Origin of the sequence: Mesorhizobium sp. CCNWLY176, from assembly GCF_037153935.1 — a bacterium.
GTDB classification, from domain to species: Bacteria; Pseudomonadota; Alphaproteobacteria; order Rhizobiales; family Rhizobiaceae; genus Mesorhizobium_M; species Mesorhizobium_M zhangyense.
Genome location: NZ_JBBBDZ010000007.1, coordinates 76,041 through 88,816 on the forward strand (window position 1 = coordinate 76,041; position 12,776 = coordinate 88,816).

The window sequence follows — 12,776 nt, forward strand, 5'->3', positions numbered from 1 at the left end:
AACATCGGGCGCAGCCACACGCCGCGCAAGCCGCAAATCAGGAAACACGCTGTTCAGCATTGCGACAGCAAACCGGGGAGTTGCATGCGCCGCCTGCCATCGCTACATGCGCGGCATGAAGGTAAAAGACGCAGATATTCTCATCGTCCCCGGCTACACCAACTCAGGCCCGGATCATTGGCAGACGCGCTGGGAGCAGAAACTCTCCACCGCGCGTCGCGTCGAGCAGGCCGAGTGGTCGAAGCCGGTCGTCGAGGACTGGATCGCAGCGGTCGTCAAAGCGGTGAACGAGGCGGAAAAGCCGGTGGTGTTCATCGCCCATTCGCTTGGCGTGCCGACAGTCATCCAGGCGATCCCGCAATTCGAAAAGCCGATCGCGGGTGCTTTCTTCGTGGCTCCCCCGGACGTCGCCAACCCCGAAATCAGGCCGAAGCATCTCATGACCTTCGGGCCCTATCCGCGCGACCCGCTGCCTTTCCCGTCGGTCGTCGTCTCCAGCAGCAACGATCCGTTCTGCTCGCAGGAAATGGCCGAGGACATCGCGGCTGCCTGGGGCTCGAGGTTCATTCATGCCGGTGAAGCCGGCCACATCAATGCGGATGCCGGCTACGGGCCATGGCCCGAAGGCACGATGGCTTTCGCAAACTTTCTCAGCAACCTGCCGGGTTAGCGGAATATCCCTAGCGCAGGGAGCCGCGCGCCGTCTTGAGCAGCGCTTCCGCACCCATGGCGATGTAGCGGTGCTCGGTGCCGAGGGCCAGGAAACGATAGCCCATATCGACGAAACGGCCGCTCATGGCCGCATCGACGACAAAAATGCCGGCATGCTTGCCGGCAGCCTTGGCTTTGGCGGCAATACTCTCGATCGTTTCCATCATGTCTTCCAATGTCGCGTCGACCGTCGCGCCATTGGTCCATGCGATGGAGAAATCGGCGGGGCCGACGAAGATGCCGTCGATTCCCGGCGTTTCCAGAATGCCGTCGAGAGCTGCAAGGGCTGCGCGCGTTTCGATCATCGCGAAGGACACCGTTTTCGCGTTGTTTTCCCGCAGCCAGGCTTTCATGTCGCTGCCGCCGGCGCGCGGCAGCGCGAAGGATGGCCCCCACGACCTTTCGCCGACCGGTGGATATTTCATCGCCGCAGCGAAGCGCTGCGCGTCCTCCACCGAGTTCACCATCGGCGCGATGACCGCTTCCGCGCCGAAATCCAGCGCCCGGCTCGCCATGTCGAAACGGCCGACCGGAATGCGCACGACCGGATGCTTGTCCGCCCGCAGCACGGGAACGATGCCGCGCAAGACGCTGTCCTCGTGATGACCACCGTGCTGCATATCGAGGGTCACCGCGTCAAAACCCTGTGCGGCAACGATCTCGACCGTGAGCGCATCCGGAATGCCGGACCATGCGGTTATCAGCGTCTCACCGGCGGCCAGTCGGGATGAAAATGTCATGAAGCAGCTCCTCGAAGTTTCCCGGCTCATCTCACCCGGAAACTTCCGCCAAGGCAAAGAAAAACCGCCCGGCATGCGGGCGGTTCATTTGGGCCAACGCCGGGAAGGCGTCAGGAATTCATGATCTGCTCGGCCGCAGTCGCCAGCAATTCGTCCATGGTGCGGCGAATCTGGTGGTCGGACTGCTCGACGCCGGCGGCATCGAAATCCTTGCGTATCTTACGGAAGACGTCGTGGTCGCCGGCTTCCTCGATATCGGAAATCACCACTTCCTTGGCATAGGCGTCAGCATCGGCACCGGCCTTGCCAAGCTTTTCGGCTGCCCAAAGGCCCAGCAGCTTATTGCGCCGCGCAGTCGCCTTGAACCGCAGTTCTTCGTCCATCGCGAACTTCTTTTCGAAGCCTTCTTCGCGGTCCTTCATGCTGCTCATGGCAATTCCTCCGGATCTGATATCGATTCGTGACGTTGAATATGGGTTGTACCAGCACAAACCAAAAGGTGGCGTCCGGGTCAATACGCGCTCTTATAGCCTGCGGTGCGGCATTTCGTATGGGAAAGCGGTTGATTGAGAAGATTTGCTGATTGAGCAATTGCTGCGTATGAGATAGAGACCGCATGAAACCCACAACCGCCGCGTTTCGCGTGCGAGATGAAGGGACCGGTTACGTGCCGCCAGCCCTTGAATCCAGAGAAAAATGATGAAAAATCGCCGCCGCATATATGAAGGCAAGGCCAAGATCCTCTATGAAGGCCCTGAGCCGGGAACGCTTATCCAGTTTTTCAAGGACGACGCCACCGCCTTCAACAAGAAAAAGCATGAAGTCGTCGACGGCAAGGGCGTGCTCAACAACCGCATATCCGAGCACATCTTCACCCATCTGAACCGCATGGGCATCCCGACGCACTTCATCCGCCGGCTCAACATGCGCGAGCAGCTGATCCGCGAAGTCGAGATCATCCCGCTGGAAGTCGTTGTTCGCAACATCGCAGCCGGCTCGCTGGCCAAGCGCCTCGGCATCGAGGAAGGCACGGTCCTGCCCCGCTCGATCATCGAATTCTACTACAAGGCCGACGCGCTCGACGATCCGATGGTATCGGAAGAGCACATCACCGCCTTCGGCTGGGCGAGCCCGCAGGAAATCGACGACATCATGGCACTTGCCATCCGCGTCAACGACTTCCTCTCCGGCCTCTTCCTCGGCGTCGGCATCCAGCTCGTCGATTTCAAGATCGAATGCGGCCGCCTCTACGAAGGCGACATGATGCGCATCGTCGTTGCCGACGAGATCTCGCCGGACAGCTGCCGTCTGTGGGACGTGAACACCCAGGAGAAGATGGACAAGGACCGTTTCCGCCGTGATATGGGCGGACTTGTCGAGGCTTACCAGGAAGTCGCTCGTCGCCTCGGGATCATGAATGAGAACGAGCCGGTGCGCCCGACCGGCCCGGTTCTCGTAAAACACTGAGCTTATCGGCGCGGAAGCCAGCTTCTGCGCCGTTTCATTTCCACGCAAATATCCGGAGACAAGCGGCCGTGATCAAAGCCCGTGTAACCGTTACACTCAAGAATGGCGTGCTGGACCCGCAGGGCAAGGCCATCGAACATGCGCTTGACGCACTCGGCTTCGGCGGCGTCGGCTCGGTCCGCCAGGGCAAGGTCTTCGACATAGAGGTCGACAGCACCGACAAGGCAAAGGTGGAAGCCGACCTCAACGCCATGTGCGACAAGCTTCTGGCCAATACGGTGATTGAGAACTACGCGGTGGAGATCGCCTGAGACGAGATGTCAAGGGACGTCCAGATATCCAAGTTCATGAGCCTCGTCCTTCGGCATTCGCCCGAAGAGGCCGGTTTGACGTTGGACGAAAACGGCTGGGTCGACTTCGATGATCTCTATCGGGCTATCGATGTGCGGTTTGGCGTTGCGAAAGCCGAAGTTGAGCGCATCGTGGCTGAAAACCCGAAAAAGCGATTCATGCTGATCAATAATCGCATTGGCGCGGCACAAGGTCATAGCGTTGGGATCGATCTCCAATTAACGCCTTCAGCGCCGCCCGCGATGCTCTACCACGGTACAAAAACGGAATTCCTTGCATCCATTCTCAAAGAAGGTTTGCAAAGCCAATCGCGCCAGCATGTACATCTATCGAACGACATTGAAACGGCAAGAATAGTCGCTCGACGCCGCAAAGGCGCTGATGCGATCTTGGCCGTTGACAGCAGCGCGATGTCAAACGATGGGATAGTCTTCTTCTTGTCTGAAAATGATGTCCGGCTGACCGATCATGTCGCGCCTCGATATCTCAAGCATCTGACCGAGCGGGATCTGCCATGAAATCAGCCGTTGTCGTCCTCCCTGGCCTCAATCGCGACCGCGACATGATCGCGGCGCTGACCAAGATTTCGGGTAAAGCACCCGTAACCGTCTGGCAGACCGACACCGAAATACCCGATGTCGACCTGATCGCCATTCCCGGGGGCTTTTCCTATGGTGACTACCTACGCTGCGGCGCGATTGCCGCGCGCATGCCGGTCATGCGCGCGATTGCCGACAAGGCAGCCAAGGGCGTTACGGTCATTGGCGTCTGCAACGGTTTCCAGATTCTCGTAGAGGCCGGCATGCTGCCCGGCGCACTGATGCGCAACGCGTCGCTGAAATTCGTCTGCCGCGAGGTCAAGCTTCAGGTGGCTAATGCCAACACAGCCTTCACTCGCGGCTACAAGCCGAACCAGATCATCCGCAGCCCTGTGGCGCACCACGACGGCAACTACTTTGCCGATGCCGACACGCTTGCCCGCATCGAAGGCGAAGGCCAGGTAGTCTTCCGCTACGCAGAAGGCACGAACCCCAACGGCTCGATCAACGACATTGCCGGCATCGTCAATGACCGGGGCAATGTGCTCGGCCTGATGCCGCATCCCGAAAACCTGATCGAGGCGGCCCATGGCGGCAGCGACGGTCGGGCGCTGTTCGAGAGCGCGTTGGGCGGATCGTCACGCCAGCCGGCACTGGCCGACGCTTGAGAACCCGGCGTAGAGTTCTTCATTTCTTCCTGTATCTTACTGATCGTAATCAACGATTCGAACCAGCGGGCGTCGGCGCATGAAGAATTTTCGCATTCTGACGGTAGCTCTCGTATCGCTGCTGGCGCTCGCTGGCTGCCAGTCCGGATCGAAGCCGTCGACGCCATCGGTTGGCTCCGGCAAGAGCGCGTCACTGCTGGCGATGGAAACGGTCGCGATCGCCGCCCATAAATGCTGGTTCGCCAGCAAGGACCCGGCCTTCAAGTCCTATCGCCTCGCCAACGAACTGAACGCCTTCGGCGGCACGCCCCGCTTCCTGCTCGTGCCGGCCAAAAACTATGGCGGGCTTCCCCTGCTCGTCGTGCAGGCGCGCGGCAATTCGAGCCGGGTCGAATCCTTCGGCCCGCTGATGTCGGAGCCCATCGGAGCGCGCATCCACGCCGACCTGACGCGCTGGTCGAGCGGCAACAACGCCTGCGGCAGCGCGGCTTAAGCCACGAGCCCGGTCTGCTTTTTTCGACCTGCGATCAATCCAGGAAAGAGCGAATACCTTCGCGATAGGCTTCGCTTCTTGAAATGCCGATATCGGCAAGCTGCGCGTCGGTCAGTTCCATCAGCGCCAATCTGCTGCGCCGCTTTTCCAGACGCATTTCCAGCCACTCAATGAATCCGACAACTGCGACATTGACCTTGCGCAGGTAGTCCGACCGGCCCGACGAGGGCTCCTCGGGAATTGAACCCTTCCTGATTGTATCAATTGCACTCATTGTCATCACCTTGGGAGGTCTTATATTGGGTGCAATCTCTTTGTATTGACTCCTTTTGAATGGCAATGTAGAAAATTGTCACCATGACAAATTGGCTTCCTAATCTTTCCGAAGGTTCTGGCCCGCTCTATCTGCGCCTGGCCGACAGGATCGAATCCGACATTGGCGCAGGCACATTGCCTGCCGGCGAAAAACTGCCGCCGCAGAGAAACCTCGCCTACGACATCGGCGTGACCATCGGCACTGTAGGCCGCGCCTATGCGCTTTTGCGCGAACGCGGTCTTGTCAGCGGAGAAGTCGGGCGTGGAACCTATGTGCTCGGGCGCGGCATCGACGCGAACGACAACATCGAGATAGCTGCCGTCGCACCAAGGGAAGGCACGCGCCTCGCAGAACCGCCCATCGGCAAACTGCGCTTCGACAGCACTGCCGCGCCGGATGTCGGACAGGGCAAGATAATCGAGACGATCCTGTCGGCAATCACCCGCGATCATCCGCAGGAGGTCGCCAGCTATACAAGATCGTTCCCGGATCACTGGTTCGAAGCAGGCCGCCACTGGTTGTCACGCAACGGATTCAAACCGCAGGCGCCCAGCATCGTGCCGACGCTGGGCGCCCACGCCGCCGTAATTTCGGCCATATCAGCCCTCACCTCTCCCGGCGATTACATACTTTTCGAACACGTGACCTATACGCAGATCGCAAGGAGCGCGGGTCTTGTCGGCCGACGCATGGCCTTGGTCGAGTCAGATGAGAATGGCGTCGATCCGGAAGATTTCGAGCGTATCTGCGCGCAGAAGCATCCAGCCATGGCCTTTTTGATGCCGACGGGCCAGAACCCCACCGGCACCATCATGCCCGCGGAACGCCGCGCGGCGATTGCCGACATCGCGCGGCGTTACAATGTCCTTCTGATCGAAGACGATCTTTACGGAGCCTTGACCGACGACCCGACGCCGCTTCTTGCCGAATTCGCACCGGAGCGCACTTTCGTGGTTGGCGGCCTTTCGAAGTCGGTCGCGGCCGGCGTTCGTGGCGGCTGGATCTCGTGCCCGCTCAATTACAGGCACCGCGTCCGCGTCGCGCACAAGATGACGACCGGCGGAATGCCGTTTCTGCTCGCTGAGGTCTGCGCGCAGCTCGTGCTGTCCGGCGAGGCTGCCGCAATCCGTGCGCGGTCGCTGGCAGAAATCAATGCGCGTTTGGCGATAGCCCGCTCTACGCTTGCCGGCCATGATTTCACCTCCAATGATGGCGTTCCCTTCTTCTGGCTATCCGTCCCCGAGCCGTGGCATTCAGGCACGTTCAAGAACGCCGCCTACGAACAGGGCGTGCTCATCGACGACGAGGACGAGTTCAAGGCTGGCCGCTCAGACCGTGTTTTCCATCGCGTCAGGATCGGCATCTCGGCCCCGCACGATCGTCATGAAGTCGCAGACGGACTGGCGGCAATCCGTCGCCTTCTCGACGAAGGCCGTGCGGGCTACGACAGTTTCGGCTAAAGCATCGGACCGAAAAGTGGTCCCCGGTTTTCGGAATATTCCGATACTCAGTCAAATCTTAGATCGCCCTTTGTGCGTCCGAATGGACGCACGGCGATCTAAGGCCATCTTCCCGGTGAATTTTCGGCCTTTTGCGGTATATCCCGGCGGCAGCTTGCGCTATTGAGCTATTTTTCGACGCCCCAAGGAATCCGCTGGCCATCATGACCATCTCCAACGACGTGAAAATCACCGACGAGCTGATCGCATCGCACGGGCTGAAGCCCGACGAGTATCAGCGGATACTTGATCTGGTCGGGCGCGAGCCGACATTCACCGAGCTCGGCATATTTTCCGCGATGTGGAATGAGCACTGCTCATACAAGTCTTCCAAGAAGTGGCTGCGCACGCTGCCGACCAAGGGCGATGTCGTGATCCAGGGGCCGGGCGAAAATGCCGGCGTGGTCGATATCGGCGACGGCGACTGCGTGGTCTTCAAGATGGAGAGCCACAATCACCCCTCCTACATCGAGCCTTATCAGGGTGCGGCGACCGGCGTCGGCGGCATCCTGCGCGATGTCTTCACCATGGGCGCGCGGCCGATCGCTGCCATGAACGCGCTGCGCTTCGGCGCGCCTGATCATCCCAAGACGAAGCATCTGGTGGCTGGCGTCGTTTCAGGCGTCGGCGGCTACGGCAATTCCTTCGGCGTTCCGACCGTCGGCGGCGAAGTCAATTTCGACGCGCGCTACAACGGCAACATCCTCGTCAACGCCTTCGCCGCAGGCCTTGCGAAGACTGACGCTATCTTCCTGTCGGAAGCCAAGGGCGTCGGCCTGCCGGTCGTCTATCTCGGTGCCAAGACCGGACGCGACGGCGTCGGTGGCGCGACCATGGCGTCTGCCGAATTCGACGACAAGATCGACGAAAAGCGCCCGACCGTGCAGGTCGGCGATCCCTTCACCGAAAAATGCCTGCTGGAAGCCTGTCTTGAGCTGATGGCGTCGGGCGCCGTCATCGCCATCCAGGACATGGGTGCAGCCGGCCTCACCTGCTCCGCCGTCGAAATGGGCGCCAAGGGCGATCTCGGCATCGAGCTCGATCTCGACAAGGTGCCAGTGCGCGAGGAGCGCATGACGGCCTATGAAATGATGCTCTCCGAGAGTCAGGAGCGCATGCTGATGGTGCTGCGCCCCGAAAAGGAAGAAGAAGCCGAAGCGATCTTCCGCAAATGGGGTCTCGACTTCGCCATCGTCGGTAAGACGACCGACGATTTGCGCTTCCGCATCATCCATCAGGGCGCGGAAGTCGCCAACCTGCCGATCAAGGACCTCGGCGACCAAGCGCCCGAGTATGACCGCCCGTGGGTCGAGCCGAAGAAGCGCGAGCCGCTCGCTGCTGACGACATTCCGCAGGCCGACGTTGCCGACGCGCTGCTGAAGCTTCTCGGCAGCGCCAATATGTCGAGCCGTCGCTGGGTCTGGGAACAGTATGACACGCTGATCCAGGGCAATTCGCTACAATTGCCGGGCGGCGATGCAGGCGTAGTGCGCGTGGAGGGCCACGCCACCAAGGCGCTCGCCTTCTCCTCCGACGTCACGCCACGCTATTGCGAGGCCGATCCCTACGAGGGCGGCAAGCAGGCGGTTGCCGAATGCTGGCGCAACCTGACGGCAACGGGTGCTGAACCCCTCGCCGCCACCGACAATTTGAATTTCGGCAATCCCGAGCGCCCTGAAATCATGGGCCAGTTGGTGAAAGCCGTCGGCGGCATCGGCGAAGCCTGCCGCGCGCTCGGCTTCCCGATCGTTTCGGGCAACGTCTCGCTCTACAACGAAACCAATGGTCAGGGCATTCTTCCTACGCCGACCATCGGCGGCGTCGGCCTCATTCGCGACTGGTCGAAGATGGCGCGCATAGGCTTTGCCGCAGAGGACGAGGCAATCCTGCTTGTAGGCGCACCATCGGCATGGGGCACGCATCTGGCGCAGTCGGTCTATTTGCGCGACATCCACAATCGCACCGACGGCCCGCCCCCGCCGGTCGATCTCGCTCACGAAAAGAAGGTTGGCGACTTCGTTCGCACGCTCATTGCGGACGGCATCGTCACTGCGGTCCACGATCTTTCCGACGGCGGCCTTGCGGTCGCAGTTGCCGAAATGGCGATGGCCTCCGGCATTGGCGCAACCGTCAATCAATTGAAGGGTTTGTCGCCGATACCTACCTTCTTCGGCGAGGATCAGGGCCGCTATCTCGTGACGATCCCGCGCGACAAGGTCGACTGGTTCTTCGAGGAGCGCGTCAAGGACACCGGCGTTTTCGCGCCCTGGATCGGCACCACCGGTGGGCGCGAATTGAAACTCGGCGAGGCGCGTGCGATATCCGTGTCCGAACTGACCGACGCGCATGAAGGCTGGTTTCCGAAATTCATGGAAAACTGACCAAACAAATTTTGGACGTATTCGTACCCGATGCGCCCTCAAGGGCGCGAGGGTCGCGAACAGGACTGATGCGGCTCGCATAGCCACTCCTGGTCAAATCGAATGAGAGTGCTGAAAATGCGCGATGCGAACACCGTCAACGTCGTTACCACCATGCACCGTGGCGGTTACGAACAATACGGACGAGAAATGGTCCGGTCGTTCCTGCAGCACTGGCCGAGCAATGTGCGGCTGACCATATACGCCGAAGACTTCGATGTTGCCGAAACCTCGGAAAAGCTCGAAGTCCTCGATCTTCACCAGATGTGCCCGGAGCTGCTGGCCTTCAAGAAGGCCAACCAGGAACCATGGCAAAAGGGCTTTACCGGATCGAGCGTAGGCAAGGAAGCGCGCGTAAAACTGACGAACAAGTACAATTTCAAGTTCGACGGCGTGAAATTCTCGAACAAGGTCTTTGCCTATTGCAAGGAAGCATCCCGCACCGATGCGCGATACCTGGTCTGGCTGGATGCCGATACCGTTACATTGAAGCCGGTTCCCGCAGATTTCATCGCATCTCTTGGAGATACCTTCGTCGAATACCTCGGACGACGGTACACGCACAGCGAATGCGGCTTCATGCGCTTCGATCTGCATCACCCGAACGCGCAGCAATTCTTCAAGGCCATGCAGGCCATGTATGAGACCGGTGAAATCTACACGCTCAACGAATGGCACGATTCTTTCGTTTTCGACGTGGTGCGAAGTGTTCTGAGCGCCACCGGAACGATTGATGAGCATAGTATCTCGAGCTACGACGTATCGAGACACCCCTTCGTCAACTCGGTTCTGGGCACCTACATGGATCACCTGAAGGGCGATGAGCGGAAAGCCGCCGGAAGTTCATCTCTGCGCGACCATGGCAAGGAGCCGCTTCCGCGCAAGATTCTGCGGAAATTGAAGCTGGTGAAGGACGTTTAGAGCAAATTGACGCTTTACGGCTTTCACACCGGATTTCTGCTCAGCCCCAAGGTAACGGGTGCCTTCTGCCGTGGAGCGAAAGCGCCGCTTCGGCATATATCGAGCTATCTCGAAAACGGCCTGCCGGACGATGCCACCGCCGTTGCGATGTACGGCATTCTTCGTGGCACCGGCCAGCTCTACCGCGAGGCAGAGAGGCGCAATCTTGATTTCTACTATCTGGACCACGGTTACTTCGCGCGAAGCGACCACTGGCTTAACTGGTTCAACAGAAGTCCCAGCTGGTTTCGTGTCACCAAAAACGGGCACTCCATAAACAAACTTACGGCCGGCAACGATGACCGTTTCCGGCGGCATTTCGAAAAACATTATCCCCTGCGGCCCTGGCGGGGTGGCAAGGGTGAGGCCATCGTCATCCTGCCGCCAACGCCGGCGATACGCTGGTTCTTCGATTGTGATGACTGGGGCCGGCAGATCGTCGAACAGATCCGCCGTTTCACCGACATGCCGATCGTCTGGCGTGAAAAGCCCAACGCCAAGAATATCGACGACACCGGCAATCCGGATGGAACTTTTTCGACCCCGACACCTCCCGCGGTTGATCGGCTCGAGATCAGCAAGGCCAGTCTCCAGGCTGATCTGGACAAGGCGGCGATGGTGGTCTGCTACAACAGCAACGTAGCGATCGAGGCGGTCCAGCAGGGCATTCCGGTCTATTGCGAAGAGCAGTGCGCCGCCTTCCCGATTCGATTTTCCCTGGAGAGCTTGAGCGATCCGGCCTCGCTCGAAAGAGAACCGGATCGCTGGAATTGGCTGGCTCATCTCGCCAACAATCAGTTTTCCATGTCGGAACTGAAAAGCGGCTACGCCTTCAGGCATCTTTCCCAGCGCTAACGCATGGGGATGGGTGCGCAACAGGACGGCCCGACAATTGACCTTCACTGCCCCAGCCGCCATATCTCATGGGGACAGATGCATTGGGAGACCGCCTCATGGCAATGGACGCACACGACATCGAAAAACTCATCAAGGACGGCATTCCGGACGCCAAGGTGACGATTCGCGACCTGGCAGGTGATGGCGATCACTATGCCGCAGAAGTCGTGGCCGAGAGCTTTCGCGGCAAGAGCCGTGTCCAGCAGCACCAGATGGTCTACGACGCCCTGAAGGGAAACATGGGCGGCGTACTTCACGCGCTTGCCCTGCAGACCAGCATTCCTGAATGATTTCAATGCCATACGCGTTCGCGCGTTGAGCGCTAACGTTTCCTCGACACCGCCAGGATCGGTCCCGCTGGATCGGTCTTCCCGACAAGAAGCTTGCTGCCATTGGAAAATGCGGAGATGAAGCCGTCGAAATAGAGCGCGTTGCGGCATTTCAAGCCGTCGCTGAACAGCCGCGCAAACGAACCGAAGCTGACAGGCGAACGGGCGATGACGAAAATCGCCTTGCCGTCGGCACTGACGCCAACGCCGTTGCGGACATTGCGCGAACTTCCATTCGGCTCGAAGCGAGCATGAATGACGCCGTCAATCACTAGCATCGGCCCTGATTGGGTCCCCAGGCGCACGTCCGGCCGCGCGGCAGCAAACGCTTCCGACTCCATCACCAGCACTTCGCCTGATTTCGTCATCGCGAACACGCCGTTCGGCTTCATGAAGAAATTACCGTCGCCGTCGGAAAGATTCAGGGGTTCCTTCGTGATCCCGTCTTCGACATAGAGCCCGACCGGCGAAAGATCCCGATGATACATACCGGCATTCATGGCGAGCAGCACGGGCGTGCCCTGCGCCTTCATCGCCCTGGTGAAGGCATCCACTGATCCAAATGGTTTTCCGTCCGCTCCATCATGGAACAGCCCGATATCGTAAGCGTGCGGATCGATCGTGCACACGATGTAGCCGATGCCCTCATAATCCTGCTCGCGGCATGGCTCGGGCAGTTCCTGGCTTTGAAAAACCGGAGGCACGGCTGGAGGTTCGGGTCGCCTCCAGACGAGCATCGCCAGGGCCGCAAGCCCGGCGATAAGCAGAATTGCAGCAAGAGCGCGTTTCATGAACCTCAAAAAGTCCTGCGGATGCGATTAAGAATCGGATCGATCTTGCTCTTTTCTAAAGCAAAATTGACCGATTTCCGCCTATGGCCCATAGAATCACGGCAACTGCCGGTCTTGTTTCGGGCTGCCTATCGGTTTATTTGGTTTATATGATTTGAGCCTGGCTCCCACAGGCGTGAAAGGATACCCGATGAGCGGAATCAACGATTACATCGCCAATGAGGTCAAGACCAACGACGTCGTGCTGTTCATGAAGGGTACGCCCGGTTTCCCGCAGTGCGGCTTTTCCGGACAGGTTGTACAGATCCTCGACTATATCGGCGTCGACTACAAAGGCGTGGACGTGCTGACCTCCAATGAGCTGCGTCAGGGCATCAAGGAATATTCCAACTGGCCGACCATCCCGCAGCTTTACGTCAAGGGCGAGTTCGTCGGCGGCTGCGATATCATCCGCGAGATGTTCCAGGCCGGCGAGTTGCAGGCTCTCTTTGAAGGCAAGGGCGTCACCACCAAGGCGGCCTGACGCGATCCTACCGGGGGTAGCCCCGCCTCGGTAAATATCCATCTCCCGCAGACGCGGGACTGTGCAACGAGT

The 12,776-nt window shown here is 59.5% G+C and carries 16 protein-coding genes; 12 read left to right on the forward strand and 4 right to left on the reverse strand.

Going from position 1 to position 12,776, the window contains the following annotated elements; translation table 11 throughout:
- Positions 1-115 precede the first annotated feature (115 nt).
- Positions 116-670: an RBBP9/YdeN family alpha/beta hydrolase gene (locus WBQ96_RS13545; protein WP_336550863.1), complete on the forward strand. Its 555-nt coding sequence runs from the start codon at positions 116-118 to the stop codon at positions 668-670.
- Between the two features lie 10 nt (positions 671-680).
- Here WBQ96_RS13545 and WBQ96_RS13550 read toward each other — a convergent pair whose 3' ends face one another.
- Together WBQ96_RS13550 and WBQ96_RS13555 are read right to left on the reverse strand one after the other, a co-directional pair.
- Positions 681-1,451, reverse strand: coding sequence for an HpcH/HpaI aldolase family protein (locus WBQ96_RS13550; RefSeq protein ID WP_336550862.1), 771 nt, complete (start codon positions 1,449-1,451; stop codon positions 681-683).
- Positions 1,452-1,561: 110 nt separating this feature from the next.
- Complete coding sequence (locus tag WBQ96_RS13555) at positions 1,562-1,882, reverse strand: DUF1476 domain-containing protein (protein ID WP_336550860.1); 321 nt, start codon at positions 1,880-1,882, stop codon at positions 1,562-1,564.
- Positions 1,883-2,150: 268 nt separating this feature from the next.
- Between WBQ96_RS13555 and purC the strand changes: the two genes are divergently transcribed.
- The 5 genes from purC to WBQ96_RS13580 all read left to right on the forward strand — a co-directional run bounded on the left by purC (position 2,151) and on the right by WBQ96_RS13580 (position 4,969).
- On the forward strand, positions 2,151-2,918 hold the full coding sequence (gene purC, locus WBQ96_RS13560; protein ID WP_165114391.1) for a phosphoribosylaminoimidazolesuccinocarboxamide synthase: 768 nt from the start codon (positions 2,151-2,153) through the stop codon (positions 2,916-2,918).
- A 68-nt stretch (positions 2,919-2,986) separates the two neighbouring features.
- Positions 2,987-3,229: a phosphoribosylformylglycinamidine synthase subunit PurS gene (gene purS, locus WBQ96_RS13565; protein WP_165113382.1), complete on the forward strand. Its 243-nt coding sequence runs from the start codon at positions 2,987-2,989 to the stop codon at positions 3,227-3,229.
- A gap of 6 nt (positions 3,230-3,235) precedes the next feature.
- Complete coding sequence (locus WBQ96_RS13570) at positions 3,236-3,787, forward strand: RNA 2'-phosphotransferase (protein ID WP_336550859.1); 552 nt, start codon at positions 3,236-3,238, stop codon at positions 3,785-3,787.
- Positions 3,784-4,476 carry a phosphoribosylformylglycinamidine synthase subunit PurQ gene (purQ, locus tag WBQ96_RS13575; protein WP_336550858.1) on the forward strand — a complete coding sequence of 231 codons (693 nt, stop codon included), beginning with the start codon at positions 3,784-3,786 and terminating at the stop codon, positions 4,474-4,476. The genes WBQ96_RS13570 and purQ overlap by 4 nt, the downstream gene beginning before the upstream one ends.
- A 79-nt stretch (positions 4,477-4,555) precedes the next feature.
- Positions 4,556-4,969, forward strand: coding sequence for a hypothetical protein (locus WBQ96_RS13580; protein ID WP_336550857.1), 414 nt, complete (start codon positions 4,556-4,558; stop codon positions 4,967-4,969).
- 34 nt (positions 4,970-5,003) lie between these two features.
- Here the strand turns inward: WBQ96_RS13580 and WBQ96_RS13585 are convergent, their stop codons facing one another.
- Positions 5,004-5,243, reverse strand: coding sequence for a DUF1127 domain-containing protein (locus tag WBQ96_RS13585; protein ID WP_246245603.1), 240 nt, complete (start codon positions 5,241-5,243; stop codon positions 5,004-5,006).
- Positions 5,244-5,326: 83 nt separating this feature from the next.
- Between WBQ96_RS13585 and WBQ96_RS13590 the strand changes: the two genes are divergently transcribed.
- The 5 genes from WBQ96_RS13590 (at position 5,327) to WBQ96_RS13610 (ending at position 11,351) form a co-directional block, all read left to right on the forward strand.
- Positions 5,327-6,745: an aminotransferase-like domain-containing protein gene (locus WBQ96_RS13590; protein ID WP_336550855.1), complete on the forward strand. Its 1,419-nt coding sequence runs from the start codon at positions 5,327-5,329 to the stop codon at positions 6,743-6,745.
- Between the two features lie 203 nt (positions 6,746-6,948).
- Positions 6,949-9,165, forward strand: coding sequence for a phosphoribosylformylglycinamidine synthase subunit PurL (gene purL / locus WBQ96_RS13595; protein ID WP_336550853.1), 2,217 nt, complete (start codon positions 6,949-6,951; stop codon positions 9,163-9,165).
- A 117-nt stretch (positions 9,166-9,282) separates the two neighbouring features.
- On the forward strand, positions 9,283-10,125 hold the full coding sequence (locus WBQ96_RS13600) for a hypothetical protein (protein WP_336550851.1): 843 nt from the start codon (positions 9,283-9,285) through the stop codon (positions 10,123-10,125).
- A gap of 6 nt (positions 10,126-10,131) precedes the next feature.
- Positions 10,132-11,019, forward strand: a complete 888-nt coding sequence (locus tag WBQ96_RS13605) for a hypothetical protein (RefSeq protein ID WP_336550849.1) — start codon at positions 10,132-10,134, stop codon at positions 11,017-11,019.
- Positions 11,020-11,117: 98 nt separating this feature from the next.
- A complete protein-coding gene (locus tag WBQ96_RS13610) occupies positions 11,118-11,351 on the forward strand; it encodes a BolA/IbaG family iron-sulfur metabolism protein (protein WP_091912773.1) in 234 nt (77 codons plus the stop codon).
- Positions 11,352-11,383: 32 nt separating this feature from the next.
- On the opposite strand, the gene WBQ96_RS13615 is transcribed toward WBQ96_RS13610, so the two are convergent.
- Complete coding sequence (locus WBQ96_RS13615) at positions 11,384-12,181, reverse strand: phosphodiester glycosidase family protein (protein WP_336550847.1); 798 nt, start codon at positions 12,179-12,181, stop codon at positions 11,384-11,386.
- A 190-nt stretch (positions 12,182-12,371) separates the two neighbouring features.
- Between WBQ96_RS13615 and grxD the strand changes: the two genes are divergently transcribed.
- Positions 12,372-12,704 carry a Grx4 family monothiol glutaredoxin gene (grxD, locus tag WBQ96_RS13620; RefSeq protein ID WP_091912769.1) on the forward strand — a complete coding sequence of 111 codons (333 nt, stop codon included), beginning with the start codon at positions 12,372-12,374 and terminating at the stop codon, positions 12,702-12,704.
- Positions 12,705-12,776 lie beyond the last annotated feature (72 nt).

Excerpts from the sequence above, each read along its gene's own strand:
- WBQ96_RS13545 (WP_336550863.1), top strand. The coding sequence starts at position 116 with ATGAAGGTAAAAGACGCAGATATTCTCATCGTCCCCGGCTACACCAAC.
- WBQ96_RS13550 (WP_336550862.1), bottom strand. The coding sequence starts at position 1,451 with ATGACATTTTCATCCCGACTGGCCGCCGGTGAGACGCTGATAACCGCA.
- WBQ96_RS13555 (WP_336550860.1), bottom strand. The coding sequence starts at position 1,882 with ATGAGCAGCATGAAGGACCGCGAAGAAGGCTTCGAAAAGAAGTTCGCG.
- purC (WP_165114391.1), top strand. The coding sequence starts at position 2,151 with ATGAAAAATCGCCGCCGCATATATGAAGGCAAGGCCAAGATCCTCTAT.
- WBQ96_RS13570 (WP_336550859.1), top strand. The coding sequence starts at position 3,236 with ATGTCAAGGGACGTCCAGATATCCAAGTTCATGAGCCTCGTCCTTCGG.
- purQ (WP_336550858.1), top strand. The coding sequence starts at position 3,784 with ATGAAATCAGCCGTTGTCGTCCTCCCTGGCCTCAATCGCGACCGCGAC.
- WBQ96_RS13580 (WP_336550857.1), top strand. The coding sequence starts at position 4,556 with ATGAAGAATTTTCGCATTCTGACGGTAGCTCTCGTATCGCTGCTGGCG.
- WBQ96_RS13585 (WP_246245603.1), bottom strand. The coding sequence starts at position 5,243 with ATGAGTGCAATTGATACAATCAGGAAGGGTTCAATTCCCGAGGAGCCC.
- WBQ96_RS13590 (WP_336550855.1), top strand. The coding sequence starts at position 5,327 with ATGACAAATTGGCTTCCTAATCTTTCCGAAGGTTCTGGCCCGCTCTAT.
- purL (WP_336550853.1), top strand. The coding sequence starts at position 6,949 with ATGACCATCTCCAACGACGTGAAAATCACCGACGAGCTGATCGCATCG.
- WBQ96_RS13600 (WP_336550851.1), top strand. The coding sequence starts at position 9,283 with ATGCGCGATGCGAACACCGTCAACGTCGTTACCACCATGCACCGTGGC.
- WBQ96_RS13610 (WP_091912773.1), top strand. The coding sequence starts at position 11,118 with ATGGCAATGGACGCACACGACATCGAAAAACTCATCAAGGACGGCATT.
- WBQ96_RS13615 (WP_336550847.1), bottom strand. The coding sequence starts at position 12,181 with ATGAAACGCGCTCTTGCTGCAATTCTGCTTATCGCCGGGCTTGCGGCC.
- grxD (WP_091912769.1), top strand. The coding sequence starts at position 12,372 with ATGAGCGGAATCAACGATTACATCGCCAATGAGGTCAAGACCAACGAC.